This window comes from Cryobacterium sp. TMT2-42-4 (assembly GCF_004402645.1).
GTDB classification, from domain to species: domain Bacteria; phylum Actinomycetota; class Actinomycetes; order Actinomycetales; family Microbacteriaceae; genus Cryobacterium; species Cryobacterium sandaracinum.
This window is the reverse complement of the sequence record NZ_SOFT01000018.1, coordinates 1-23,531: the sequence shown is the minus strand read 5'-3', so window position 1 is coordinate 23,531 and position 23,531 is coordinate 1. Positions and strand designations below refer to the sequence as shown.

The 23,531-nt window shown below is 62.3% G+C and carries 27 protein-coding genes; 13 read left to right on the top strand and 14 right to left on the bottom strand.

Features of this window, described 5'->3' with window-relative positions:
* Nucleotides 1–164 precede the first annotated feature (164 nt).
* The gene (locus E3O18_RS05845; RefSeq protein WP_198410891.1) at nt 165–548 is read right to left on the bottom strand and encodes an NUDIX domain-containing protein; all 384 of its coding nucleotides are present in this window, start codon (nt 546–548) and stop codon (nt 165–167) included.
* A 103-nt stretch (nt 549–651) separates the two neighbouring features.
* Between E3O18_RS05845 and E3O18_RS05840 the strand changes: the two genes are divergently transcribed.
* Nucleotides 652–1,281 (top strand): class I SAM-dependent methyltransferase, encoded by a 630-nt coding sequence (locus E3O18_RS05840; protein WP_134393622.1) that lies wholly within the window; start codon nt 652–654, stop codon nt 1,279–1,281.
* Between the two features lie 131 nt (nt 1,282–1,412).
* Here the strand turns inward: E3O18_RS05840 and E3O18_RS05835 are convergent, their stop codons facing one another.
* Together E3O18_RS05835 and E3O18_RS05830 are read right to left on the bottom strand one after the other, a co-directional pair.
* Nucleotides 1,413–1,892 carry a GNAT family N-acetyltransferase gene (locus E3O18_RS05835; protein ID WP_206750811.1) on the bottom strand — a complete coding sequence of 160 codons (480 nt, stop codon included), beginning with the start codon at nt 1,890–1,892 and terminating at the stop codon, nt 1,413–1,415.
* A gap of 233 nt (nt 1,893–2,125) precedes the next feature.
* The gene (locus tag E3O18_RS05830) at nt 2,126–2,506 is read right to left on the bottom strand and encodes a hypothetical protein (RefSeq protein WP_198410890.1); all 381 of its coding nucleotides are present in this window, start codon (nt 2,504–2,506) and stop codon (nt 2,126–2,128) included.
* A gap of 214 nt (nt 2,507–2,720) precedes the next feature.
* Here E3O18_RS05830 and E3O18_RS05825 point away from each other — a divergent pair, with 214 nt between their 5' ends.
* A complete protein-coding gene (locus tag E3O18_RS05825; protein WP_134393620.1) occupies nt 2,721–3,326 on the top strand; it encodes a GNAT family protein in 606 nt (201 codons plus the stop codon).
* A gap of 143 nt (nt 3,327–3,469) precedes the next feature.
* Here the strand turns inward: E3O18_RS05825 and E3O18_RS05820 are convergent, their stop codons facing one another.
* A complete protein-coding gene (locus E3O18_RS05820) occupies nt 3,470–3,865 on the bottom strand; it encodes a cytidine deaminase (RefSeq protein WP_134397336.1) in 396 nt (131 codons plus the stop codon).
* Between the two features lie 176 nt (nt 3,866–4,041).
* On the opposite strand from E3O18_RS05820, the gene E3O18_RS05815 reads away from it, so the two are divergent.
* Nucleotides 4,042–4,479, top strand: a complete 438-nt coding sequence (locus E3O18_RS05815) for an ASCH domain-containing protein (protein WP_134393618.1) — start codon at nt 4,042–4,044, stop codon at nt 4,477–4,479.
* A 34-nt stretch (nt 4,480–4,513) separates the two neighbouring features.
* Here the strand turns inward: E3O18_RS05815 and E3O18_RS05810 are convergent, their stop codons facing one another.
* Nucleotides 4,514–5,050, bottom strand: a complete 537-nt coding sequence (locus tag E3O18_RS05810) for a GNAT family N-acetyltransferase (RefSeq protein ID WP_198410889.1) — start codon at nt 5,048–5,050, stop codon at nt 4,514–4,516.
* 75 nt (nt 5,051–5,125) lie between these two features.
* Nucleotides 5,126–5,521, bottom strand: coding sequence for a hypothetical protein (locus E3O18_RS05805; RefSeq protein WP_134417705.1), 396 nt, complete (start codon nt 5,519–5,521; stop codon nt 5,126–5,128).
* 508 nt (nt 5,522–6,029) lie between these two features.
* On the opposite strand from E3O18_RS05805, the gene E3O18_RS05800 reads away from it, so the two are divergent.
* Nucleotides 6,030–6,434 carry a hypothetical protein gene (locus E3O18_RS05800; RefSeq protein WP_134417703.1) on the top strand — a complete coding sequence of 135 codons (405 nt, stop codon included), beginning with the start codon at nt 6,030–6,032 and terminating at the stop codon, nt 6,432–6,434.
* 54 nt (nt 6,435–6,488) lie between these two features.
* On the opposite strand, the gene E3O18_RS05795 is transcribed toward E3O18_RS05800, so the two are convergent.
* Together E3O18_RS05795 and E3O18_RS16750 are read right to left on the bottom strand one after the other, a co-directional pair.
* Nucleotides 6,489–7,055 carry a GrpB family protein gene (locus E3O18_RS05795; protein WP_134417702.1) on the bottom strand — a complete coding sequence of 189 codons (567 nt, stop codon included), beginning with the start codon at nt 7,053–7,055 and terminating at the stop codon, nt 6,489–6,491.
* Nucleotides 7,056–7,806: 751 nt separating this feature from the next.
* Nucleotides 7,807–7,938: a hypothetical protein gene (locus E3O18_RS16750; protein WP_277870884.1), complete on the bottom strand. Its 132-nt coding sequence runs from the start codon at nt 7,936–7,938 to the stop codon at nt 7,807–7,809.
* A 479-nt stretch (nt 7,939–8,417) separates the two neighbouring features.
* Here E3O18_RS16750 and E3O18_RS05785 point away from each other — a divergent pair, with 479 nt between their 5' ends.
* The 3 genes from E3O18_RS05785 (at nt 8,418) to E3O18_RS05775 (ending at nt 11,405) form a co-directional block, all read left to right on the top strand.
* Nucleotides 8,418–8,750, top strand: a complete 333-nt coding sequence (locus tag E3O18_RS05785; RefSeq protein ID WP_134393632.1) for an STAS/SEC14 domain-containing protein — start codon at nt 8,418–8,420, stop codon at nt 8,748–8,750.
* Between the two features lie 318 nt (nt 8,751–9,068).
* Nucleotides 9,069–10,607, top strand: a complete 1,539-nt coding sequence (locus E3O18_RS05780; protein ID WP_134417708.1) for a bifunctional diguanylate cyclase/phosphodiesterase — start codon at nt 9,069–9,071, stop codon at nt 10,605–10,607.
* Between the two features lie 9 nt (nt 10,608–10,616).
* Complete coding sequence (locus tag E3O18_RS05775; RefSeq protein WP_134417701.1) at nt 10,617–11,405, top strand: class I SAM-dependent methyltransferase; 789 nt, start codon at nt 10,617–10,619, stop codon at nt 11,403–11,405.
* Nucleotides 11,406–11,820: 415 nt separating this feature from the next.
* On the opposite strand, the gene E3O18_RS05770 is transcribed toward E3O18_RS05775, so the two are convergent.
* Entirely contained in the window at nt 11,821–12,129 is a 309-nt protein-coding gene (locus E3O18_RS05770; RefSeq protein ID WP_347232334.1) for a GrpB family protein, read from the bottom strand.
* Nucleotides 12,130–12,514: 385 nt separating this feature from the next.
* Nucleotides 12,515–12,964 (bottom strand): cytidine deaminase, encoded by a 450-nt coding sequence (locus tag E3O18_RS05765; RefSeq protein WP_166784615.1) that lies wholly within the window; start codon nt 12,962–12,964, stop codon nt 12,515–12,517.
* Here E3O18_RS05765 and E3O18_RS05760 point away from each other — a divergent pair.
* Nucleotides 12,963–13,403, top strand: coding sequence for a hypothetical protein (locus E3O18_RS05760; protein ID WP_134417699.1), 441 nt, complete (start codon nt 12,963–12,965; stop codon nt 13,401–13,403). The two genes, E3O18_RS05765 and E3O18_RS05760, sit on opposite strands and share 2 nt — an antisense overlap.
* Nucleotides 13,404–13,482: 79 nt before the next feature.
* Here E3O18_RS05760 and E3O18_RS05755 read toward each other — a convergent pair whose 3' ends face one another.
* From E3O18_RS05755 to E3O18_RS05745, 3 genes are all read right to left on the bottom strand, one after another.
* Nucleotides 13,483–14,535, bottom strand: a complete 1,053-nt coding sequence (locus tag E3O18_RS05755; RefSeq protein ID WP_134417698.1) for a S66 peptidase family protein — start codon at nt 14,533–14,535, stop codon at nt 13,483–13,485.
* A 339-nt stretch (nt 14,536–14,874) separates the two neighbouring features.
* Nucleotides 14,875–15,483, bottom strand: coding sequence for a hypothetical protein (locus E3O18_RS05750; protein WP_134393610.1), 609 nt, complete (start codon nt 15,481–15,483; stop codon nt 14,875–14,877).
* Nucleotides 15,470–16,036, bottom strand: a complete 567-nt coding sequence (locus E3O18_RS05745; protein WP_134393609.1) for a sigma-70 family RNA polymerase sigma factor — start codon at nt 16,034–16,036, stop codon at nt 15,470–15,472. The genes E3O18_RS05750 and E3O18_RS05745 overlap by 14 nt, the downstream gene beginning before the upstream one ends.
* Nucleotides 16,037–16,228: 192 nt before the next feature.
* Here E3O18_RS05745 and E3O18_RS05740 point away from each other — a divergent pair, with 192 nt between their 5' ends.
* The 4 genes from E3O18_RS05740 to E3O18_RS05725 all read left to right on the top strand — a co-directional run bounded on the left by E3O18_RS05740 (nt 16,229) and on the right by E3O18_RS05725 (nt 20,756).
* On the top strand, nt 16,229–17,026 hold the full coding sequence (locus tag E3O18_RS05740) for a carbonic anhydrase family protein (protein WP_134393608.1): 798 nt from the start codon (nt 16,229–16,231) through the stop codon (nt 17,024–17,026).
* A gap of 179 nt (nt 17,027–17,205) precedes the next feature.
* Nucleotides 17,206–17,526 carry a nucleotide pyrophosphohydrolase gene (locus tag E3O18_RS05735; protein ID WP_134393607.1) on the top strand — a complete coding sequence of 107 codons (321 nt, stop codon included), beginning with the start codon at nt 17,206–17,208 and terminating at the stop codon, nt 17,524–17,526.
* The gene (locus E3O18_RS05730) at nt 17,513–19,294 is read left to right on the top strand and encodes a DUF2075 domain-containing protein (protein ID WP_134417696.1); all 1,782 of its coding nucleotides are present in this window, start codon (nt 17,513–17,515) and stop codon (nt 19,292–19,294) included. The genes E3O18_RS05735 and E3O18_RS05730 overlap by 14 nt, the downstream gene beginning before the upstream one ends.
* A 121-nt stretch (nt 19,295–19,415) precedes the next feature.
* On the top strand, nt 19,416–20,756 hold the full coding sequence (locus E3O18_RS05725; protein WP_241978126.1) for a DUF1524 domain-containing protein: 1,341 nt from the start codon (nt 19,416–19,418) through the stop codon (nt 20,754–20,756).
* 96 nt (nt 20,757–20,852) lie between these two features.
* Here the strand turns inward: E3O18_RS05725 and E3O18_RS05720 are convergent, their stop codons facing one another.
* Nucleotides 20,853–22,229 (bottom strand): serine hydrolase domain-containing protein, encoded by a 1,377-nt coding sequence (locus tag E3O18_RS05720; RefSeq protein ID WP_134393605.1) that lies wholly within the window; start codon nt 22,227–22,229, stop codon nt 20,853–20,855.
* A 190-nt stretch (nt 22,230–22,419) separates the two neighbouring features.
* Here E3O18_RS05720 and E3O18_RS05715 point away from each other — a divergent pair.
* The coding region (locus tag E3O18_RS05715) for a hypothetical protein (protein ID WP_198410888.1) at nt 22,420–23,531 on the top strand (1,112 nt) is incomplete at its 3' end.

Here is a 23,531-nt window from a genome sequence, read left to right as displayed (position 1 = left end):
GCTGCGACCCGAAGATCCTCGCCACCCCCGACACAGCCTGGATCAACAAGCCAACCGAAGCTCAAAACGTGGAGCCGAAACTAGCCGCCTAAACTCACGCTGGCCTCATTCACCTTGACAAATTCCGGGCCGGCAGGTGGGGACCGGTACCTCAGGGATTAGGTCTACACGTGTTTGAAAAGCGCTGGGTGCTCATCATCAGCTAGGTCCAAAGACGTCGCCTCGTCCAAACTGAACCGGCTTGAAGCGTCGTGTCCATCGGGCGCCGCATTGACGATGTTGCCGGCCCACCCGTTGACCCTCCACGCCTCCAGGAGGGCGTCAGCTGTTCGACGCGTTAGCAAAGCGTTTCCATCAGGTGGGGTGATCTCCACGCCCAATTCTGCTCGACGTTCTCTCACGAGAGCCTGTCGACTACTCTCGCCTGGTTTGACGTGACCTCCCGGCAGGTCCCAGACATCGGGGAACCACGCTTTCGATGGTGATCGGTGTACGAGGAAAACGTGCCCCGGGCGTACGAGCAATCCGCACGACACATGATGCGTCATGTGTTCATCCATGGCACGAGCCAACGGACAGCCCATCCGTTGAGATCACAGGACCGCCGCTCAGGAGCGGAACGTCTACATGGCTTCTCCTAAACTCGGACCAATGACTGGCAATGTGGTTCGGGATGCATACGCCGGTCGGGCGAAGGAATACACGGCGCTGCTCGGATCGATGGCTCACACGCACGAAGCCGATCAGCGGCTTGTCGCCCAGTGGGCGCGCGACCTGCAGGGCGCGGTCATCGACGCGGGGTGCGGTCCTGGACATTGGACCGATTTCCTCAAGCAGCGTGGTGTCGATGTGGAGGGTGTCGATCAAGTTCAGGCGTTCATCGGGCGAGCGAGGATAAGATTCCCGACGGTCCCGTTTCGAGTCGCATCACTGTGCGATCTCGAGGTCCGAGACGGATACACAGCTGCAATTCTTGCGTGGTATTCCGTTATCCACCTTGCCCCGAGTGACTTGCCGGCGGTTTTGCGCGAGTTCGCCCGCTGTATTGTTCCTGGAGGCAGCCTCCTCCTCGGTTTCTTCGCGGGCGACACCGTCGAGCCGTTTCCACACGCCGTTACGACCGCCTACTTCTGGCCGATCGGAGAGATGAGCACGCAGCTCGAGGCCGCAGGGTTTCACGTTCACGCGGTGAACACCCGAACCGATCCGGGCAAGCGGTCCCACGCCGCGATCATCGCCCATCGATTAGATGGTTCAGTGCCCTCAGAAGCTCCGTGCTAGCCACAAGCTCCGGCGCCGATTCGTCCAAGGAACTTCAAAGATCTAAATCTGAGCAGCCTGTGTCAGGGGCCAAACCCTGACCGGGTACTGTAAACCGACTAAGTCCTTCGCTGGCCCTCAAGAATCGGAATTTACGCCAGTTCTTTCCGGAACCAGTGGTTCGCGTATGGGTCCGTGTTGTGCGGCGCTCCTTCGATGTAGCCAAGGGACGCGTACAGGCTTCGCGCTTCGACGAGGTCCGTGCGTGTGTCCAACTGCAATGCATCGAGTCCTAATTCGCGGGATTCGCGTTCCAGTTCCTTCATGAGAAGGCGTCCGACGCCCAAACCCCGTGCCGCCGGTTCCACGAAGACTCGGGTTACCTCGCCGATGTCGCAGGGGCGCAGCCGCATTCCTGCACAGCCGAGAACGGTGGCTCCTTGGCGGGCCAGCAGAAGGATGCCCAGCGGTGCGACCAGGTCGTCACTGGGGTATCCGGCCTGGGCGTCCAGGGTCTCCTGTCGAGAGGCGGGGCGCCCGTGGTAGCGACTCACAATGTCCTCATAGTACCGATGTGACACCACCTTGGCTTCAGCAGACGTCGGTGATGTCGCAAAGACAAGGATCGGCATCGTTGAAGTCATGCGTTCCACAGTAGTTCTCGAGCCACCGTCCAAGCGTGAGCCTGCTCCTACAGGGCGGCGTCCGGCTGCTGTTAGCGGGTGCCAGGCCCGGCGAGCCTGCGGCCCAGAGACGCTTGGAATCGGATCAAGTATCCATCCGGGTCCTGCACCAGGAACTGGGTAACGCCGGCCTCGGTCGTGCCGGTCCGGTACCACTTCGTCTCCGGCTCCATGAAGTGGGCCTAGCTCGCGCCCTCAAGAGCACTTAACAGTGGTTGTATCGACGCCACAGTGATCTGTAAGTTGATCCCGCGGCCGAGAGGCGGCTCCAGCGGGGCAGGTATCCAGTTCCGTCCTGATCCTCTTTGTTCGAGCATGATGTGCGCCGTGCCGCTGGTGATGTAGGCAGACCCCGCGTCGGGGCGGTCGTAGAGCACCACGAATTCGCAAAGGCGGCACCAGAAATCCAGGCTCGCCTCGAGAGAGGTGATCAGTAGCTCTGGGACTAGGGCCGGCCCTGGGGTGCTGTCCGCGTCTGGCACGACTTCGGTTTGAAGCGAGATTTCTACCTCGCGGACGTGGGCCGATGCCGCTGGGACAAGGATCGGCACCGTAGGCATCATGCGGTGCACCTTACGCCGGGCGGATGTCTCGCGGTTTGGCCCTCGAAACCGACCATGATCAGCATCAGGGCATCCGATGCATGTCGTTCTGGTCGTACCTGCAGGAAGGATGCGTTCTCATTGTCGAGGGACAGGACCGGCATGCTACCCGCCGATCGCGAGCGGTCTTTGGAAAGCGAAGCTCACGGTTTCCGAGGTGCCTTAGTGTCAAACCATGGATCTCTCTGTACCGCGCACGCTCACAGGTGCGCTCGTGACCCTTGAACCGCTCTCTCTGGATCATGTGGGTGATTTGTGTGTGGCGGCGGACGAGGATGAACTCTGGCGTGCTTGGTACACCGCGGTACCGCACCCCGAGTCGATGGCTGGAGAGGTTGCCCGCCGGCTCAGTCTTCACGCACAGGGGCTTGTCCTGCCCTGGGCCACCCGGCTTACATCAACGGGACGGATAGTCGGCATGACGACCTTCATGAATCCGAACGCCGCTGCCCCGCGAGTGGAAATTGGATCGACGTGGCTGGCCAGAAGCGCTCAGGGCACAGGGGTGAATCGAGAGGCCAAGCTTTTGCAGCTGGGCTACGCCTTCGACGACTTGCACTGCATTGCGGTGGAATTTCGCACTCACTGGCACAACCGCCAATCGAGAAAAGCGATTGCGGCATTGGGCGCGAAGCAGGACGGGGTACTTCGCAGCGACTCCGTCGGACCAGACGGTGCCCTTCGGGACACCGTCGTATTTTCAATTATTCAAAGTGAGTGGCCCGCCGTTCGGGTCGGTCTCCGACACTCCCTGGCAATGGGCGGATTCTCCGCAGAATAGTTGCGCGATGGCAGAGACCGCCTCACCAGCTTGGATTCGTCTCCATCCCCGAACCTCACTCGATTCCGCTCGACGTTAGCGAAAGCGCTCCTCGTCGAACTGCTGAGTGCCGCCTTACATGGTCCATGCTGCGACAAACGGCATCAGGCCTCAATTGTGGCGACGCGAACGCCCTCGGCGGTCGGAAGAAGCACCCTGATGCCTGGGTAGTAATCGAAAAGGACCTGCCTGTCACGCCCGCACGGGCCGACAACGCCGCGTCCGTGATTGCCAACAGCGACGATTGTCTTGATTTCTCGGCCGCCCTGTGCACGCGCCGCGCCCAGTGCATCCAGCTCGGCGCACGGACCGCCGGTGAAGTGGAACAGATGCACCCCAGCGAACATACGGCCGTCGGCGTCTCGAACTGCCGCGCCCATAGTGTGTGCACCATCTTCATCGGCTCCGGCATCCGTGTTCGCGTCGATGACCTCTCTTGCGAGCTCAACGAGCTCAAGGTCTTCGGCCGTCGGCACTGCGAGTTCAGCGTTTGGGAGCATGAGGGTGATCCTACGGATCGAACCGGATCCAATTCCCGGCTACCCTGTCCGCAAGCCGGATCCTTTGGGACTCAAATTCAGCCGTCAGGCCATTCGGTCTCGCGAGTGCAGCTGGGGTCTCATTGTGGAACGCCCTACGGCACAGGGTCGCGAGCCTCGGCACGTAAAATCACCCCATGACTGACCACGGAGAATTCCAGATTGCTGAGTACGGTTTTCCGGGCCCACTTCGGGATCGGCTGGTCGCCTCAATCCTGGCCGGCACAAAGACATCGACAAGCTCGACCCGCGTGGAGTACTCGATAGAGGACGAACCGTTGCCGGTCATCGGGAACACGCAGACGGTCGTTGATTCACACAATTTCGCCGTGGCGACCATTCAGACAGTTGGGGTCGAGATTGTCCGACTCGCTGACGTCGGCCTCGAGCATGCGCACAACGAGGGCGAAGGATTCGTCTCCGTAGCAGCCTGGCGCCGCGGTCACGAAGCCTTCTGGCACAGCACGGAGATGCGGGCCTTCCTCAACAGCCCAACCTTCACAGTCGATGACGACACGCTCGTCGTGCTGGAGCGGTTCCAATTGATTGAGGCGCTCGGCCAAGCAAACCGATAGCCCTCAAACCGGCAGCCCGACGCCGTGCGGGCGATTACTCGTGAACGTTGGCTTCTGGTGTGCTGAGTTTGCTCACGGGTCGGATCAGCGCCACGCGCGGCCAGGCTTCGAGCCCTCGCGCAGCTTCTGAATCCATTCGAGCGCTCATCGTCGGGCCCCAGTCACGTGGCAAAAAAGCACGGAAGCCGAGGCGCTCGTAGTATGGCGCGTTCCACGGAACGTCTCGGAATGTGGTCAGTGTCACAGCGGGGAGTTCGCGTTCCCGTGCCCAAGAGTCAGCCAGGACAATCAGTTGCGCTCCGATGCGCTGACACGCGTGCTCCGGGTGGACCGTGACCTGCTCAATATGGGCAGCTCCGTCCACCTGCTCGAGGAGCACGTAGGCGACGATCACACCGTCGACCAGCCATACAAACGCTCCATGGTCCGTGACGAAGTGCTGGAAATCCTGCCTGTTGATCGGTTGATCATCGGCGACTATCGCCATGTTGATGTTGCGGAACATTTCGCCAGCGGCTCGCTCGATCTCGGTGATCCGGAAGTGGTCCTCGAGACTGGAAAGACGTCGCACCTTTCGATCCTCCCACTCCAGCTCAGGACCTACCCGCAGGTCGAACCTCCATCGAGACGGTCCGGGTCTGATTCTTCAGAGCGATGCGTGCCAGGTTCGTCGAGTGGCGAGCCGGGCGGTCAGGAAGAGCGCAACGCCAATGACTCCGAGGATCGCGGCGAACGTGATTCCCCAGTCCCACACGCTCGACTGGGTATGCACAAGGAGAAGTTCGCGGTCGCTCGTGAAATAGGAGCATCGGACCCCGACGGGAAAGAACGAAAATGCACCGTTCGCGGTCCAGCCTGCCGATGGCAGAGCCAGATTGCCTAGCTCGGGATTCTGATAGCAGGATTCACCGATACCCGCATGTGAGATGAACGCGAACTGCAGCGCAGCCAGGGCCATGAGGGCCATGGACGGAATGCCGAGGATCCACGACCGCGCAGTCACGGCGAGGAGCACGGGGAAAGTCGGTCTTTGCAGTTGCATTCGCACCCCCCCCCTCCTTAACGAAGTACGTGCTTCCCGACACCGGGTAAGCGGTTGAAGACTGGAAGGAAGAAATCGCCGGCCTACAGAGTCAAGGCCCGTAGCCGAACCCTACGCGGGGCGCCTCCCGCCCACTACCTTCCTGGGCCAGTGCCTCCCTGACCTTTTGTTGATTTGTTTGCTTCAAGAATCGCGCTCCTGCGCCGTCCCCAGCGAATGACGAGCGCCAGAGCCACGATGATCCCACCCACAAGGAAAACCTGAACGACTACCCAAAAGTTCCACCAAGACAAAGAACCGAATTCCATCTCGACCATCCCTCGGCTCGCGGGCATTCGATTGCCCTTTCTAGCGCGAGCCTACGACCCGGTGGCGGCCCCGGGCAACGCGCTGCCGATTGCAAGCCAGGGGAAGCGTCTCGCGCAAAAGGCCAGGGCGCTACCCGCCCAAGGACACCTTGTGGCTTGATTTCGCAAACCGATAGGTTTGCCTCAATCAGGGGAGAAAAATGGCCGGCAAATGGACGTTTGTGTGGCTAGTCGCAGTGTCGGCGACGGTATTCACCCTGATGGGCTGTTCACCGGCCGAGGGCTTCTCCGACCTGCGTAGTACGCCCAGCGCTGAGGATGCCGTCCCTAGTGGCCTTCCTGATTACGCATTAGAGGATTTCGACGCCGACAGCCTGCGGTTTGTCAGTGCCGTTGACGAAACGCGGCTGTACTTGGCACGAGGGCGCGACTTCCCGGTCTGCCTGCTCGCCTATAGGACGGCCACCGACTGGCAAGGCGCGTGCGGCCAGAGTATGACGACCATGAAGTCGCCAGGATTTGAAGTCATGGTTGTGCAGGATGGCATGCCCAATCGAGAGGGCTGGAGCAAAGCAGGCGAGAACCTCCGCATCAAGGACCAGTAGGTCCAGTGTCACCGAAAGAGAACCTTCGCCGGGACGTGGTTCCCTGGGGACGGTTCAGCTGGTGGGCTGGCCTGCCCGCCAGGTGCGTGCATGGGTCAGTATCTGCTGGATGACGGCACTCTTGGCATCGGCGTAGTGGCTCATGTCGCTCCAGGTGTTCGCCGCGAGCATCCGCTTCGTGGATTCGTAGAGTGCACGGTCTGCAGCGCTGACCCGGAGCCAGTCGCGGAGGTCGAGGTAGTCGATCTGCTCAGTGGTCTCTGGCGGAAGAACGTGTACGTGGAAGTCCAACTCCGCCGTGCGGAGCATCCGGTGGCCGTGTTCTCGGACACGGAGCCGCAACCCGATGGATTCCATTGGCACAAGGTAGGACTCTTCGTCGTCGATGTCGGCCACGACAAGCAGCATGTCGATCACCGGTTTCGCAGCCAGTCCAGGGACTGCGGTCGAACCAATGTGTTCGACCGACAGCGCAGCTGGGCCCAAGGAGTCCTGGATCTTTTGAGCCATGGAAGTTGCCTTCGAGGGCCATGTGTCGTCGTAATCGAAGATGACGATCGCCCGTTGCTCAGGACCACCGCTCAGGATGGTGTCGAGTTCCGTGTCTCTTGCCTGGTCCATCCAGAGAGTCTGGCACGACAGGCTCGGCCGTCCAGGCCTGACGGAAGTCCCTCAGCAGCGGAACCGTGACCGCGTCACGCAGTCACCAGGTGAAACGTCGCTATGTCCACGACGGTTTATCCCTCAGACGGTGAGATCTGCCCAAACGAAGTTTGTGGTCTCGCCCGATCCCCAATCTTGACGAGGAATCGCTTAGGCGGCTGATGCCAACGGGCGCGCGCCGGTCACGGGCCAGCCCTCGCGGTAGTGAGCTTCCTTGATGACCCTGAGCGACGCAAAGTCTTACGCATCGCGATGTTGTCTTCGCGGGTCTGCCCCTCGAATCGATTGCCATCGCTTGAATACATCGGCGGTGAGGGCCTGCAGAATGGGCGCGCCCAACCCGCGGCCCCGAGCGTTCGCGGATAGCCGCAGGTCGAACAAGGGTGCGTCGTCGAGGAGGTCTTCGAGGATCACGAGGCCTACGCGCCCTTCGGATTCCGACTGGACCCAGAAGCTCGCGTGATCGGGGCCGCCACATGCTCCCTCGGAGGTCTTTCGCTCGAGATCCGTGCGGGACGGTCTGGCGTTCACGTGGAAGGGGAACTCGTCAGACATCATGAACTGCATCAGTGCAGCGTGGTCAGCTGGCAGGTCGAGCGCGGTAAACGTGATGTCCAGGCTGCTGTCTCCTCAGTGATCGCGTGAGAGGGTACCGTTTGGGCTGAATCGAGCCCGTTCAAGCTGGGCCCGATGTCGTCAATGACTCGATCTACCCATTCGAACCGATCGAGCTGTTGATCTGGAGGGGAAAGAACCAGACGACAGCGGTCGACTCCTCCGTTTCGAGGACTGGCAGTTCCTCGGCAAGGCGGCAGAGGTAGGCGGTCGTAAGGTAGCTCACGACGTCACCGTTCGGATACTCGTTCGTCAAGTCGACCGGCGTAACCTTCGATTCTGCATCTGGCGTCGTGACCAACAATCGATCCGCGATAAACAAAAGCGAACCTTGGGGAGCAGCCCGGGGCCACTCCGCCCACAGCTACGTCGGGAGACAGGCCCCAGCTTTTTGCCGTGTAGGAGCTTCGGATGTCCCGTGAGAGGTCGCTCAGTCGTAATTCGTTCAGGGCCGCTGTGAGATCGGTAATCTGCATACCTGATCGGTATTGGACCCGGCATTTGGATACTCGCTAATTGATTGCATCCTCCGTGCCTGCAGAGGCAAGAACCGCTCTCGGCCTGCAACTTACCGTCCTCGTGACGGGAGAAATCGATGAACCCGAGTACCTTTGAGGAGCGGCTGAATGGTTCGGCGGCGTGCTCGGGGGAGGACACGTGGTGGTGGATCCGGTCGCTGCAAACGAGGCAAAGCTCAGCATTGAAATGACTGATGGCGGGCTTCTCCATCTGCGCTGGCTGCCCGGGGTCCACGTTCAGGTCGAGGACGCTCGGGCCGCGATGGCGAAAGTCAACGAGGTCTGCCAGCAGGAAGAGCATCCCATGCTCGTCGATATGGCAGCAGTCGGTTCGGTTAGCCGTGAGGCCAGGGCTGTTTGGTCCATTCCTTGCAGCGCCTCACGCATTGCTCTGTTAGGCGAATCGCCTGTAGATCGGGTCCTGGCGAACTTCTTCCTCGGTGTGCACGTCCCGCCTTGTCCGACTCAATTTTTTACATCGCGCAGCGAGGCCTTGGCCTGGCTTAGTGCCCGTGCGTGAGCGCCGGGAAGTGCTGCCTGCCGCGATGAGGGCCACACCGGGCGTCTGTCCTTCGAGCGGGGAACCGCCGGTGGCGGTTCCCGACACGTTCCGGCCAACCGGCAGGGTTACTGACCGCCCGTCGGGCTGGCAGGCGCCTTCGGGTGGGTACTCCTCTTGGCGGAGTATCGATAGTGGGCCCACATCCGAGGTTGCTGGTGACCGCAGGATTCAGGACGTGACAGATCGATTCAGGGCGACCCCGGGGCAGTTGCCAGTTCTTCAGCCGGGGTCTGCAAAGGGCCAGACTTCCCGTCGTGGATTGCACCTTTGGACGTCATGAGCTCGGGAAAGGCCGCTGAGGACCCGCGCCTGCAGCAGTTGGTGGAGGGCATTGTCCGGTTGGCTGCCGGTGAGCTGGACACACGCATGAAAACTTCGGAACGTAGGGATGACATCGATGCTGTCATCACGGGTGTCAACCTGCTCGCGGAGGAACTTGACCATATTTATTCGGATCTGGAACGGCGGGTTGCCGACCGTACGGCCATGTTAGGGCGAGCGCAGGCTGAGCTGGAACAGATGGCCAAGACGGATGCCTTAACAGGCCTTGCGAATAGGACCCTGCTCAACGAGCGGATCCAGGAGGCAATCCTGGCCAGTGCGGACAGCGGGAAAGCCCCGGCCGTGCTGGTGCTGGATCTGGATTCTTTCAAGGCCATAAATGACACTCTGGGCCATGGTGCCGGTGACGCCGTGTTGGTCGAGGTTGCCAAGCGTCTCCGGTCCGCCGTCAGGGCTGCCGATACAGTGGCCCGTCTGGGTGGGGATGAATTTGCCATCGTCATCACTGAGGCCACGGAAGAAGAGATCCTGCAAATTGCACACCGGGCATCCGAGCAACTGCAGGACAGTGTGCGTGTCGGAACCGAAACGGTCTGGGCAATGGCCAGCATCGGGGTTTGCATCGGCACGCCGGGGTATCCGGCCGAGGCGCTGATGCGCGATGCTGACATCGCCATGTATCAGGCGAAGGAGCAGGGTCGCAACAACGTCCAGCTCTTCCACCCCGATATGCTCGATGCTGTCCGGGAACGCTCACGCATAACCGCCGAACTGCGTAGCGCTGTTGCCGGCGGCGAACTGGCACTGCGGTACCAGCCGGTGGTCGAATTGGCCTCCGGCAGGGTCATAGGCATCGAAGCCCTCCTTCGGTGGCATCATCCCGTGCGCGGAATTATTATGCCGGACAGCTTCATCCGCATCGCGGAAGAAACCGGCCTGATCCTAGAGCTGGGGCGGTGGGTGCTGCATGAAGGAGTCGCCCAGATGAGACGCTGGAGCGAAACCGCACCTGACCTGACGGACTTCCGTCTGCACATCAATCTTTCCGCTGCCGAACTGCTTCGCAGCGATCTGCTGGAGGACATCAGGGATACGCTGGACCGGCATCACGTGCCTCCGCGGCGTTTGGTTTTGGAGATCACCGAGACCGTGTTGATGTCCAGGGGAACGGCGGAAGAACAGGTCTTCAGCGGGCTGCGGGACATGGGCGTGGGGCTGCAAATTGACGACTTCGGTACCGGCTATTCGTCCATCAGCTATCTCCGGTCGCTTCCCGCGGACACGGTGAAGGTCGACCAATCCCTGATTCAGGACATGGGCTCGGACCCGCAGCAGCTGAAATTCATTGCTGCCATTCTTCAGCTGATTTCCTCTGCGGGACTGAAAGCGATCGTGGAAGGCATCGAAACCGCCGAGCAGGCGATCCAGTTGCAGGCCATGGGTTGCCTTTACGGGCAAGGCTATTACTACAGTCACCCGCTGCCGCCCGCGAAGGTACTGGATCGGCTCCGGGGTCTCGCGCAGCGTCGGTAGAGTTAGGGCATGTCAAAGCTTTGGGAACAGATGCTGCTTGTCCCAACAGTAGTACGCCTCACTTCCCGGGTGCCGAGAGACCCGGCGGCCGCGTGGGATGGGTACTGGCGCGGAATCCACACCACCGGCCGTTCCGGAGACGTGCTGTGGGACTCCGGATCCCGGACCGAGCATGCGCAGTACTCCGACGCCGTCGTAGCCCACTTTGATCCGGCTCTTCCGGTGATTGACGTTGGGTGTGGCAACGGCACCTACACCCGCTGGCTTGCTGGTCTTTTTCCAAGCGTTCTCGGCATCGATGTTTCAACCGGCGCGGTCGAGTTGGCGAGGAGGGAAACTGAAGGCGTCCAGAACGCCGACTTCATGGTCATGGATGCTGCGGAAGTAGGTGCGGGAGAGCACCTGTTGGAGCGGATGGGGCCTGCCAACGTTTTTGTCCGCGGAGTTTTTCACGTCCTGAAACCCGACAAGCAGTCCAGCTTGGCTGCCAACCTGCGAACCGTCATCGGGCGCAGCGGCCGGGTGTTACTCGCCGAAACCAACTTCCAAGGAAACAGCCTCGCCTACCTGCAGCAGCTGGGCGCCACGCCGCGAAGCATACCCCGGCAGTTGCAGAGCGCCCTGGAAAACCTGCCCCGCCCCGGGCGTTTCGGCGCCCAGGAACGGCACCGCACATTTTCGGATTCGGACTGGCAGTTGATCGCGGACGGGCCGGTGAACATCGAAGTGGTCCTGATGAAATCCACCGGTCTTTCGCAGCAGATTCCGGGATATTTCGCTCTTCTAGCCGGCAAATAGATCTAGCGAACGTCCGCCCTGAGCGTCAAACGGTGGACTTGCTCTGAGGTACTGGCGAAGCGAATCGCGGTCCGCCTCGCCATAGCCAACGATCTCGACTGTGACGGAGTCAAAGGTAAAGCTCAGTGCGCGCAGGGGGGTTCTGCGACGTGATGTAGAACAACCCTGGCCACGCGAGGCCGCCGATCGGCGGCCCATCAGGATCGGGGTTAGCGAGAGTGACGCCAAACTCGGCGGCTAAGTCACGGCCGACATGGAACGGGAGCCCGACAGTATCCGGCACAGTCACACGATCCGCCAACAGCTCATCCACAGCAACAAGCTACTCGCCGCCCGCCACGAAAACACCCCGCACCAGATCCGCGACCGTTGCATCGGTGGAACCGTCGCCGGGACGTGGGTACGTGGGGACGGTTCAGCTGGTGGGCTGTCCTGCTCGCCAGTTGCGTGCATGGGCCAGTATCTGCTGGATGATCGCACTCTTGGCGTCGGCGTAGTGGTTCATATCGCTCCATGTGTTCGCCGCGAGCATCCGCTTCGTGGGTTCGTAGAGTGCACGGTCAGCCGCGCTGACCCGGAGCCAGTCGCGGAGGTCGAGGTAGTCGATCTGCTCAGTGGTCTCTGGCGGAAGAACGTGTATGTGGAAGTCCAACTCCGCCGTGCGGAGCATCCGGTGGCCGTATTCTCGGACACGGATATCCGCCGTTCTTGGCCTACTTTTCAACCGTTGCTGACAGCCGTAACTGCGTTAAGCAAGTGTCTCGCCCTTTGTGACCTGGGCTTGTGATCCGCCAAAGGAAGGCCCGTTCTCCGGTCGAGTCGAGAACGGGCCCAGGCCAGGGGGAGGTTGTGAGCACTGCGCCGCAACGGGGTGCTGACTGTTTGTAAGCCGGACTCTCACGGGCTCTGTGCTGAGCCTCTTCGTCGTGAACCACGACGCCGCAACCGTGGCGGTGCTATTTTTACTTCTTTCGCGACGGGAAAAGACCAAAACATGACTCCAGCGCCCAAAGCGAATGCCACGCCAAGGGCGATCGCAAGATCCATAACTTGTCCCCCATATGGTTGTGATCGAGAGCCTACCGGGGGTGGATCCCCCTAACGACGAGCTACCGCGCAATCAAACCCGTCGCCGCTTCAGCGGCCGCTTTCTCTTCGGCTAGCCAGTCGAATCCCAACGGCAGCAAGTCGGTGATTGACACATTTCGGACCCCCATCGGTGTGGGGACAATAACCCGAATGTTGGGGTGGTAATCGGCAAGGACTTGGCGATCGCGGCCGCATGGGGCTTTCACACCGCGACCGCTGTCGCCCACGGCCACAATCGCCGTTAGCTCGCGCGCCCCAGATGTTCGTGCCGTTCCCAGCGCGACGAGCTCAGCGCAGGGCCCACCCGTGAAGTGATAGACATTGACTCCCACGTGGATACGCCCCGCAGCATCCCGAACAGCAGCTCCGACTGTGTGCACCCCACCTTCAACGTCCGCGTTGGCATCAATAGCCTCCTCCGCTTTCGCAATGAGTTCCCGGTCTTCATCGGTGAGTTGGCGCATATCCATGTTGTTGAGCGTATTGCGCGTGCAAGCTCTGTGCGCGGAACGAACCCCTGTGGATCGCTGGAGCGATTCCGTCGTCTACAAGGGCGAGACCTGCGAGACTCACCACATGACAACTCCGACAAGTGCTCAGATACGACGTGCTGTGTCTCCGGTGCTCATCGGGTTCGTGGGGATGATCGTCGTTCCACTCTGTATTGTGCTCGCGACCACCTCTTGGGATGCACCAGACGGAGCAGATTTCGTACGGATGGCCTTCGGTATCGTAATCGCCACCACCTTGGCGACGGTGGCGGCGTGGTGGCTGGCGTTTAACCGGATGAAAGCGGGTCGTAGTGACCGCTACTGGTTCTGGGGTGTTGCTGGGATCGTCACTCTCTCCTCGGTCGGCAGCATCTTCAGTGTGGCTGAGAATCTGCTGGCGCAACTCACCCATCTATAGAGCGCCAATCCGCCACACGGCAAGTAGCGCTAAGCGAGCTCTGGGCGCCACCGTCCTGGTCCTCGGACCAAGGGAACTGTCAGCTGTAGTTCGCGGTGACCGTCCGCGCGCGACCGTCGAGGCGAATTCGCCCGCCGTACGGCAGGATCCACTGTGGGCGGGTGTGACCGAAGGGCACACCGACGCAGACCACGGCCTCCGGGTTGTAGCGCGTGATCTCGCTGATAACCGCATTACGTTGAGCGGCGCGACGGCGCGCACGCTCTTCCGCGGTAGGGAGAACCTCAGGGCTGCTGACGGGAGGTCGCGCAACGATGACACCGTCCACTGCATTGAGGATGCCCCGCTCTCCGAGGGAGCGTATCCATCGCTGCACCCACACGGCTGGTGGTAATTCTTCGCTGGACTCGAGGATCAGGATTGTCCCTGCCAGATCTGCCAGTGGCGGCAGACGGTCAGCCATCGCCATCTGGTCGACAACTTCAATGCAACCGCCCCAGGTGCGACCGTTGACCTCGCGTTCCGGCCCGGCCCAGATCCACGGTTCTGTGGGTTCTCTGTCGCCGAACTCGGTCAGGGCTCGCGGGGACAGCCAATCGTGTCCGAAGTCCTCCGACTCTCCTGGCTCGAAAATGTTCAGTTCTCCGCCGGTGAACAGTGCCGCCCTGAGCGAAGCGAGGTGGACGTCGTCGATCTGCGGTCCGGGCCCGAGGTGCACCTGCGTCGACCCGCCGTAGAAGCCGACTATTCCGAGTGACCAGAGCCAGTTCAGGATATGGGTGTTGTCGCTGTAGCCAAGGAAGATCTTGGGGTTTGCTGCGGCAAGTTTCGCATCAAGGTGAGGGATTACGGTGATTTGATCATCGCCACCAATGGTCGAGAGGATCGCACGGATCGTGGGGTCACCAAACGCCGCATTGATGTCAGCAGCACGATCCTCGGGTGTGGCGCCCAGTCGGCGGGTGGTGGCATACTCCACGGGGACAAGTCCAGCTGCCGTGATGAGTCGGCGCATCGCCTGCTCGTGGACCGCTGGCGCGAATCCGGGAGCAGCGAACGAAGGCGAAAGAATAGCGACCCGATCGCCTGGAATCAGTTTGGGCGCGGATGACAGCGCGTGATGCTCAACCATTGCCTCATCTAATCAGCACGAAAATCGAATCGGTCGCGGACACACGCGCGTACGTGATCTCGGTGCCGAAGGCAGACCGTCGCGCATTTGTCCAACAGGCCGTCGGACAAATGCTCCACAAGCTGAAGTTTGTGACACTGGAAGCTGAAGGTCGAATGCCTGCCTGCCTGCCTTCTGCACTGCGCCCAGCAGATAATCCCGCAGCAGTGAGCCACGATCGCTCCGGCAAACTCGTTTTCTTCCGGGGCGCGACACAACGGTCGCACTGACCGCCGCGGGGTCCGAAACCAGATGGGACGATTCCGAACCGGTCCCGTCATCCGCTCTCGCAGGCGTGGATCAGCCCGGGAACGCCGCGTCGTAGACCGCGCGGAGCTCGGCACTGTCGGCCCCGGTGACGCCGCAGCCGGTGATCGTTCCATCGACTGCACCGACGAGGTAGCTCTGGCCGACCTCGAAGGGCACGCCCGAGAAATCGGAGGTGATCGCGTCGACCTGCGTTACCTCCACACGGTCGGCGACGTTGCCAGCGAAGCGCTCCGTGACCTCTAGAAGAACGGTGTCGCCCTGGATCTGCAGCACCGTCGCGGCGAAGGCCTGCTCCTGCGCCGCGACGGTCGCCGGCTCAAGTCTGAGGCAGCTGCCGCTCGCGAGGCCTCCGCCCAGGGGAGGCTGGAGCGCCTCGACGGTGGGTTCCGGGCCGCCGACGACGAGGGGCACGACGATTGCGGCGGCGATGGCGAGGCCGGCGGCGACGCCGACCACCGGCATCCACCGCCGGAAGGCGCGTCGCGGCGCCGTAGGGGTGACGGTCGTGGTGTCAGGGGATTGGTCGGTCATGATCTGCTCCATTCTGTGGTCGAGCCATGTCGGCGAGGCAGGGGGTAGCGTGCGGGCCGGATCGGCGGCGCGCAGCTGATCGCGCAGCGCACGGTCATCGTCGTGCATCGTCGCTCCCTTCGTCGTACCGTACATGTCCGGTCGGGTCGCCGGATTTCAGTAACTCCTGCTTGAGGCGCGCCTTCGCACGGTGCAGGCGGATCGCCGCTGCGTTCGCGCTGATGCCGAGCACGACGGCAATCTGCGGGCTCGTCAACTCGTCCCACGCCCACAGCCGCAGGATTTCGGCCTCGTTTCGACGCAGGCCGGCGAGGGCGGTGGTCACGCGGGCCGCCTCGGCGGCGCCATCGACGGTGGCTGCTGCGGGGTTCTCGTCCGCAGCGGATGGCGGCGGGTCGACGGCAATGATGCGGCCGACGAGACGGATGCGCCGGCGCTCGGCGCGTTGAGCGTTGCTGAGGCACTGTCGAGCGACGACGATCGCCCAGGGGAGTGGGTCGTCGGGCACCTCGTCGAGGCGGCGCCAGCACACCAGCAGGGTGTCGCCGATCACGTCGTCGGCCGTCGCGGCGTCGGTGCGGCGGTGCAGGTAGCGGCGCACAGGGTCGACGACGAGCACGACGAGGTTACGCATCCGCTTCTCGCGATCGGTGTCGGTCACAACTCTCATACTGAGGGATGTCCGGCAGGGGCGCGGGGATTTCAGGCGTGGTGCTTTCGCACTGCAGGAGATCGGCGATGAGCGTAGGCCGGCTGCAGCGAGAAGATAATTCGGGAAGGCGGCTCTGTCACGAGAGTGGTCACGCCACATGTTCGGTGTGGCGTTTTTCTCTGCCGTTTTCTAGGAGTTCCCATGTCCGCACGACCCTGGCTCGTCACCTCAGCTCTCACGGTGGCCGCCATCACCCTTGTCGGCTGCGCCCAGCCCGCGACGGAGTCGAGCAAGCCACCGGTGGCGGAGCCGGTGCACTGGTCGTACGACGGCGCGAGCGGCCCGGCATCGTGGGCGGAGCTGGACCCCGGCTTCGCGGCCTGCGGCGTGGGCACCGCCCAGTCCCCGATCGACCTGCCCGCGACCGTGCCCGCACCGAGCTCGGTCATCCAGCTGAGCGCGGAGGACGCGGAGGCCGATGTGTTTGACACCGGGCACGCGGTGGAGTTCGAGGCCGACGGCGAGGGCGAGACCCTGACTTTCGCCGGCGACGAGTACAGTCTGCAGCAGATGCACGCCCACGTGCCATCGGAGCACACCGTGAACGGCCAGCCGGCGGCGGCCGAGCTGCACCTGGTGCACGCGGATGCGGCTGGCAAGCCACTGGTGCTGGGCATCCTCGTAACCGAGGGGCAGACATCCGATGCCCTGGCGCCGTTCATCGACGCGGCCACGCATCTGGCTGACGACGAGGACGTGACAATGGATATCGCGGCCGTGCTGCCGCGGTCGCTGGAGCACTACGAGTACTCGGGAAGCCTGACCACGCCGCCGTGCACCGAGGATGTGCAGTGGGTCGTGATGAGCACGTCCATCTCGATGTCGGCGGAGCAGATCGGCATTCTCGAGGGCGCACATAGTCATAACGCCCGGCCGACGCAGCCGCTGGGGGGCCGGGATGTGGTTGGCGGATCCGCGGAGCTCGGGTTCGAGGGGTAGCGGTCGGGTCGCGCCGTGCCGGCGCGCCGGGGTTTCCGGACCCGCCCCAATGTGCCGGGGCCCCGAACTCACAAGATGCGTTTGTGAGCAGGATGCAGTTCGCCAGCGGCATGGCTGCGCCGACAGGCTTGGCGGCCGACGACAAAATCGGGAGGAACGCACACTGCTAGGTTTGCGTCATGGACGAAATTTCAGTCCGCGACGAAATCGCAGCCTTCGTCGCCGAGCGTGATTGGGCGCAGTTCCACAGTCCCGAGAACCTGGCGAAGAGCATCGCCATCGAAGCCGGTGAACTACTCGAGTGCTATCAGTGGAACGCGGATGCCGACGCCGCCCGGGTACACGATGAGCTGGCGGACGTGCTTACCTATTGCATCCTGCTGGCCGACCGCCTCGGAGTCGATCCGAACCAGATCGTTCTCGACAAGCTGGCCAAAACCCGCGAGAAGTATCCAGTCGACAAAGCCCGGGGGCGCAGCGTCAAATATGACGCACTTTGAGATCGAGCGGCTCGACTTCACGAAAGAAGCGGTCCGGGCCTGGGCGCCGCGCGACCACCGCAACACGAACTGGCCGGTCGTGTACGTTCTGGACGATGCCAAAGCCGGCGGCAAGCCCGCGGTCAGGGGCGGGCTCAACGACGTCTACGTGGGGGAGTCGCGCAACGCGGCCGGGCGCATGCGCCAGCACTTTGAATCGTCCGAGAAGCAGCACCTGAGCACGGTCCGGGTCATCGTTGACGCCACGTTCAACAAATCGGTGTGCCTTGACCTGGAGTCCTACCTGATTCGGATGCTTGCCGGCGACGGTTTCTATCGCGTTCTGAACCGCAACGACGGAATCACCGAGGCGGACTACTACGACCGCGGTCGGTACCGCGAGACCTTCCGGGAGGTGTTCGACGAACTCCGGCGAGACGGAGTCTTCACTCGGAGCATTCCGGAGATCGAAAACAGCGACCTCTTCAAGCTGTCACCGTTCAAGGCGCTCTCGCAGGACCAGGCCGTCGCCGTCGACGGCATCCTCGAGGGGCTCTTCGAAGATCTGGAGGCCGGCCTTGACAGCACGATCGTCGTGCAGGGTGACCCGGGCACTGGCAAAACCGTGGTCGCCATCTACCTGCTCAAGCTGCTCGTCGACATTGCGGCCTTGACGCCCGGCGTTGACGTGGACAGCGACTCCCTGTTCTCCGAATTCTTCTTGCCGGGCTATCGGGAGCTTCTCACCGACATCCGGATCGGCCTGGTGGTGCCGCAGCAGTCGCTGCGTGAGTCGATCAAGAAGGTGTTCCGCAAGACGCCGGGGCTTCGGCCGGAGATGGTCATGACCGCGTTCGAGGTCGGATTCGCCGAGGAAGACTTCGACCTGCTCATCGTCGACGAATCCCACCGGCTGAACCAACGAGCCAATCAACCCTCTGGTGTCCAAAACAGGAACTTCAGCCTCATCACCCAGAAGCTCTTCGGGAGCGACGACAAGACGAAGACCCAGCTCGATTGGATCACCGCGAAGAGCAAGCATCAGATTTTCCTGCTGGACGCGGCGCAAAGTGTGCGCCCGGCCGATGTGCCGGCAGAACTGCTGAACAGCCTCGTTCTCGAAGCGCGCCTCACGAAACGTCACTATCCGCTGATGTCGCAAATGCGAGTGCAGGCGGGTTCGGACTATGTCGGCTACGTCAGGCGCATTCTCGACGCGACGACCGCGATCAGCAGGCCGCAAGCCGTGGCTCCCGAGGTTTTCGAGGGCTACGACTTTCGGCTGTTCGACAGCCTTGTGGAGATGCGCGCGGAGATCCGTCGCAGGGATGCCGAGGTCGGCCTCTCACGCTTGCTCGCCGGCTACGCGTGGGCCTGGAAGACCAAGACCGACAAGACCGCGTTTGACATTGAGGTCGGCGACTGTCAGTTGCGCTGGAACAGCACGCAGACCGACTGGATTGCCTCACCGAAGTCCGTGGACGAAGTGGGCTCGATCCATACCGTGCAGGGGTATGACCTCAATTACGCCGGCGTGATCATCGGCCCGGACCTTTGCTACGACGCCAGGGTGAGCAAGCTGGTCATCGATCGGGGCTCGTACTTCGACAAGAAGGGCAAGGAGAACAACGACGTCCTCGGCAAGAAGTACACCGACGACGACCTTCTGCGGTTCATTACCAACATCTATGCGGTTCTTCTGACCCGTGGTATCCGGGGGACTTACGTCTACGTCTGCGATCCAGCACTTCGCGCCTATCTGCGGGGATTCATACCGAGCGTTGTGTAACTGGAACTTGCTGGTTCCCCGTTCTGGGGTGTTCGCCTGCTGATCGGCCAATCCCTGCCTCCAGTACGTTTCAAATAGGCGTGTCTGCACTCTCGTCGAGCGCTTTGAAATGGGGGATCAGATGATGAAACTTGGCAAGAAGAAACCGGAGCCGGCCAAGACCCTTATCGACGGGCCGTCGACCGCCGAAAAGAAGGGGGCCAAGCCGAACCTCAGTACCTGGATCCTCGGCGGGTTGGTCGCTTTCTTCGCTCTGATGTACGCCATCCTCGGTGGATTCCCCGCAATTCTCGTCATCCTGGGAATGGCTGCCCTCGTGACGGGTGTGTACGCGATCTCTGGTCGCCGACCGTGGGCATCCGTATCAGCCCGCAAGACAACTGCGATCGCGGTGGCTGCCAGCCTGATCCTCTTCATCTCAGGTGGGGTCGCTGCTGCGGCGCCCGGCGCAGTTGATAATGCTGTTTCCGAGCAGCCCACGGCTAGCGCGATACCGAGTGCAACCCCAAGCCCAACCCCTACCCCGACCAGATCACCGGGAACGGAATTCTCCGAAGAAGCACCGGTTGACCCCTCGATCGTCTCCGCTCCGATTGAGGTCGCATCAGTCGTCACCGCTGACACCAGCTCCACCGACACCACGGCGCTCGCGCTCCTCGCAACCATCCCCGTCAAAGGCAAGGCAGCGAAGACCGGCTACGAGCGCACCGGCATGTTCGGCTCCGCCTGGATCGACGTGGACCGCAACGGATGTGACACCCGTAACGACATCCTCGCTCGAGACTTGAGCCCTACGACCAAGTCGGGGACCTGTCGAGTGATGACCGGTTACTTCGTCTCGCCGTACACCGCCACGCCAATCGCCTTCGTTCGGGGTCAGGACACGTCAGCGTTGGTCCAGATCGACCATGTAGTCGCTCTCTCGAATGCGTGGCAGACGGGCGCTCAGCAGCTCACTCAGGCTCAGCGCGTTTCTCTGGCGAACGATCCCATGAATCTCCTCGCCGTCGATGGTCGCTCCAACGCGCAAAAGGGCGATGGCGATACCGCCACCTGGTTGCCGTCGAACAAAGCAATCCGCTGTGGCTACGTCGCACGTCAGGTGTCCGTCAAAGCAACGTATGGTCTGTGGGTCACTCAGGCTGAGCACGACGCTATGACCAGCATCCTCGGCTCCTGCAATGGTGAGATGGCACTGACCTCCTCGTTCACGCCGGCACCAGCTCCGGTTGTTATTGCCCCGCCGGCACCGGCTCCGGCACCGGCTCCTGCTCCAGCACCCGCTCCGGCTCCTGCACCCGCTCCGGCTCCTGCACCTGCACCTGCACCTGCACCTGTCGGGGTCACCTACGCGAACTGCGACGCTGTGCGCGCTGCGGGAGCGGCACCGCTGTACGCGGGAGAACCGGGTTACGCACCCAAACTCGACCGCGACGGTGACGGCATCGGCTGCGATACCTGAAGAATCACTGACTTCTGTCGAAACGGCTCTGGTGACTGAAGTCGCGCATTGGGCTGGAGCCGATCTGAAGAAGCCAGAGGGCGGGGCACGTCCGTGTTAGCGGCTGACCAGGTGAGTGGGCGGCAGTTCCCTGAACGCAACGTTCTGGTCAATGTCAAGCGTCAACGCGTCATCCCGAAACTCGAGCGTGTACGTGCGCGTGAACGGCGTGCCCACGTCGTGCGCCCGCACGACCAGAGTGCCGGGGGAGACCCACGCGCCGCTCGCCAGAACCTGGGCATCCGCGGACGCCAACCACTCGCCGTACCCGAAGGCCAGCGGCGTGCTCACACCGCCACGGATGATCGTGAGCAGACCCGGCTCGAGAGTCGCCGCGGTCACCCCCGGATCGTCGAAGTCGAAGCGGATGCCGGCCACCCGCGCCGCCGTCGGTGACGTGGCGTCGCCGATGACGGTCGGCAGGGTGAGGGACGCCAGCGTCTCGGCGAGACCGGACGACACTTCGGCGAGCGGCTGGTCGCTGAACGCGGGCAGCAGGTGTTCCCAGACGAGGTCGAGGGCGCGCTGCGCGGTGGGGAGCGCCGAGGTCAGCACGATCACGGCATCCGTTTCTGGCAGCACCAGGCAGAACTGGCCGAAGGCACCCTCGGCCCGGTAGCCGGTCGGCCGGTTCAACCAGAACTGGTAGCCGTAGCCCTGGCGGCCGTCGAAGTCGTGGTCGGTGCCCGACGTGTCCACCTGCGCCGAGGTGGCCTCGTCGATCCACTTTGCCGGAACGAGTTGCGTGCCGTTCCACTCGCCGCGTTGCAGCAGCAGCTGGCCGAAGGTCGCGAGCTGCTCGGTCGTGAGGGCGAGCCCCCAGCCGCCGGCATCGATTCCGCGCGGGCAGCTCTCCCAGGTGGCGCCGACGATGCCGAGCGGCTCGAACAGTCGAGGGGTGAGGTAGTCGAGCAAGCGCTCTCCGGTGAGCCGCTGCAGGATCGCCGAAAGCAGGTAGCTCGCGCCACTGTTATAGACGTAGTGGGTGCCCGGCGCGAACTCGAGGGGCTGGGCCAGGATGGTGCGCGCCCAGTTGTCGCCGTGCGAGTCGTCGGCGAGCGACACCGTGTCGGTCGGATGCCCCGTGGTCATGGTGAGCAGGTGGCGCACGTTCAGCGCCCCCAGATGGGGGTCGATCTGGGCGGGCAGGTCCTCGGGGAGCAGGTCGACGACGAGGCCGTCGAGCGTGAGCAGTCCCTCACGGATTGCCAGCCCGACGGCGGTCGAGGTGAAGCTCTTGCTCACCGAGAACATGAGGTGCGGATGTTGCGCCGCGAAGGGATACCACCAGACCTCAGCGATGACGCGGCCGTGTCGAACGACCATCAGGCTGTGCAGGCTCTCGAGCAGTTGCTCCGCCGCGGCGACGAAATCGAGAATGGCGGTGGAGGAGATTCCCTCGGCTTCGGGGGTGCTGCGGGGGAGCGGGGTCATGGTCCAATTCTGCAGGATGCGATGTGTTTGGCTCAATCCGGCAGCCGCACAGTCCCTAACTGGGGTATGTACAGTCCGGACCCCTATTGACAGGATCTTCAAGATCTCGCCACCGACACCTAGCGGTGGCATGGTCTTGCTCGGAGGAACTTGCACCTTCGAGAAACCCGACTAGCTAAAGGCCCCTGTCTTGATTCCTGTCAAATTTCGTGTTGGTGCGATCACTGCCCTGAGCGCCATTATTCTCGCTGTGTGCGTTTCACCTGCTTCTGCCGCCACTAACTCGCTAACGATCACCCCCACCGAGTGGAACGTCGTCGGGTTGGACAGCAACAGTGTCACGTCAGGGCCCAACCAGTTTTCGGTTGGTGCCGAGGTATGCAACGTAACCGGCACGGCAGTTACCGGTGTTGACGTGGCATGGAATTGGACGACTGCCAATACCTACATCAATCTCGACAGCACTTCGACAAAGAGTGTTCCCTCTATCGCTGCGAATTCGTGCACCAAGCTGTGGTGGACGGTCGAGATCACACGCAATGCGGCGGCCTACAACGCCAAACGTGGCTTCACGATTTCGGCTGCGGCCCCGGGAGTCACGACAGTGAGCACCCCGACGACACGCGAGATTTACGTAGAGAAGCTCGTCTCTCAAAACCGCAATGCAGTGACCTCCGTGACGGGACCGACAAATGTTGTTGTTGGTCAGACAGTCAGCTACTCGCTGACGGGAAAGACTGCCACGCAGGGTTACGAGCAACTGTCCGCTGGGCCCTCGCTTGACGGCACCATTTTTGAAATCCTGTCCGTGATTGGCACCTATACGCAGCCAGAAACAGGTGCCGGCGGGCCGCCGACCGCCGGTTTCTACGCTGACGCGTGCACATGGGACCCGGTTACGACAAGTGGGTCCTATCGGTCCTGTCTAAGGACGGGCAAGGCAGGCGGCAACTCGATTGTGGTCACGGTCACGGCCTTGGTAAAAGCTCCAGGTACCGGTCTCGTCAATGCAAACATTTACGACTATTCGGGCTCCTCATACCACTACAACTCCGATCTCGGCACGTATACCAAGTCCGTCACCGCCACGAACCCGGTGGTTCCGTCTTCGCCGGTGGCTGTTGATGATGGGCCGTTTGCGGTGACTTCTGGGGTGGCCCGGACGGTTGATGTTCCGGCGAATGACACGGATGTTGATGGCGACCTGGATCTCACCTCCGTCGTGGTGACGACGCCGTCCGCTCACGGCCCGACGTCGGTCAACGCGACCACGGGTGTTGTCACGTACACGCCGTCGGGGTC

Excerpts from the sequence above, each read along its gene's own strand:
- E3O18_RS05845 (WP_198410891.1), bottom strand. The coding sequence starts at position 548 with ATGACGCATCATGTGTCGTGCGGATTGCTCGTACGCCCGGGGCACGTT.
- E3O18_RS05840 (WP_134393622.1), top strand. The coding sequence starts at position 652 with ATGACTGGCAATGTGGTTCGGGATGCATACGCCGGTCGGGCGAAGGAA.
- E3O18_RS05835 (WP_206750811.1), bottom strand. The coding sequence starts at position 1,892 with ATGCCGATCCTTGTCTTTGCGACATCACCGACGTCTGCTGAAGCCAAG.
- E3O18_RS05830 (WP_198410890.1), bottom strand. The coding sequence starts at position 2,506 with ATGATGCCTACGGTGCCGATCCTTGTCCCAGCGGCATCGGCCCACGTC.
- E3O18_RS05825 (WP_134393620.1), top strand. The coding sequence starts at position 2,721 with ATGGATCTCTCTGTACCGCGCACGCTCACAGGTGCGCTCGTGACCCTT.
- E3O18_RS05820 (WP_134397336.1), bottom strand. The coding sequence starts at position 3,865 with ATGCTCCCAAACGCTGAACTCGCAGTGCCGACGGCCGAAGACCTTGAG.
- E3O18_RS05815 (WP_134393618.1), top strand. The coding sequence starts at position 4,042 with ATGACTGACCACGGAGAATTCCAGATTGCTGAGTACGGTTTTCCGGGC.
- E3O18_RS05805 (WP_134417705.1), bottom strand. The coding sequence starts at position 5,521 with ATGCAACTGCAAAGACCGACTTTCCCCGTGCTCCTCGCCGTGACTGCG.
- E3O18_RS05800 (WP_134417703.1), top strand. The coding sequence starts at position 6,030 with ATGGCCGGCAAATGGACGTTTGTGTGGCTAGTCGCAGTGTCGGCGACG.
- E3O18_RS05795 (WP_134417702.1), bottom strand. The coding sequence starts at position 7,055 with ATGGACCAGGCAAGAGACACGGAACTCGACACCATCCTGAGCGGTGGT.
- E3O18_RS05785 (WP_134393632.1), top strand. The coding sequence starts at position 8,418 with ATGACTGATGGCGGGCTTCTCCATCTGCGCTGGCTGCCCGGGGTCCAC.
- E3O18_RS05780 (WP_134417708.1), top strand. The coding sequence starts at position 9,069 with ATGAGCTCGGGAAAGGCCGCTGAGGACCCGCGCCTGCAGCAGTTGGTG.
- E3O18_RS05775 (WP_134417701.1), top strand. The coding sequence starts at position 10,617 with ATGTCAAAGCTTTGGGAACAGATGCTGCTTGTCCCAACAGTAGTACGC.
- E3O18_RS05760 (WP_134417699.1), top strand. The coding sequence starts at position 12,963 with ATGTTGTTGAGCGTATTGCGCGTGCAAGCTCTGTGCGCGGAACGAACC.
- E3O18_RS05765 (WP_166784615.1), bottom strand. The coding sequence starts at position 12,964 with ATGGATATGCGCCAACTCACCGATGAAGACCGGGAACTCATTGCGAAA.
- E3O18_RS05755 (WP_134417698.1), bottom strand. The coding sequence starts at position 14,535 with ATGGTTGAGCATCACGCGCTGTCATCCGCGCCCAAACTGATTCCAGGC.
- E3O18_RS05750 (WP_134393610.1), bottom strand. The coding sequence starts at position 15,483 with ATGCACGACGATGACCGTGCGCTGCGCGATCAGCTGCGCGCCGCCGAT.
- E3O18_RS05740 (WP_134393608.1), top strand. The coding sequence starts at position 16,229 with ATGTCCGCACGACCCTGGCTCGTCACCTCAGCTCTCACGGTGGCCGCC.
- E3O18_RS05735 (WP_134393607.1), top strand. The coding sequence starts at position 17,206 with ATGGACGAAATTTCAGTCCGCGACGAAATCGCAGCCTTCGTCGCCGAG.
- E3O18_RS05730 (WP_134417696.1), top strand. The coding sequence starts at position 17,513 with ATGACGCACTTTGAGATCGAGCGGCTCGACTTCACGAAAGAAGCGGTC.
- E3O18_RS05725 (WP_241978126.1), top strand. The coding sequence starts at position 19,416 with ATGATGAAACTTGGCAAGAAGAAACCGGAGCCGGCCAAGACCCTTATC.
- E3O18_RS05720 (WP_134393605.1), bottom strand. The coding sequence starts at position 22,229 with ATGACCCCGCTCCCCCGCAGCACCCCCGAAGCCGAGGGAATCTCCTCC.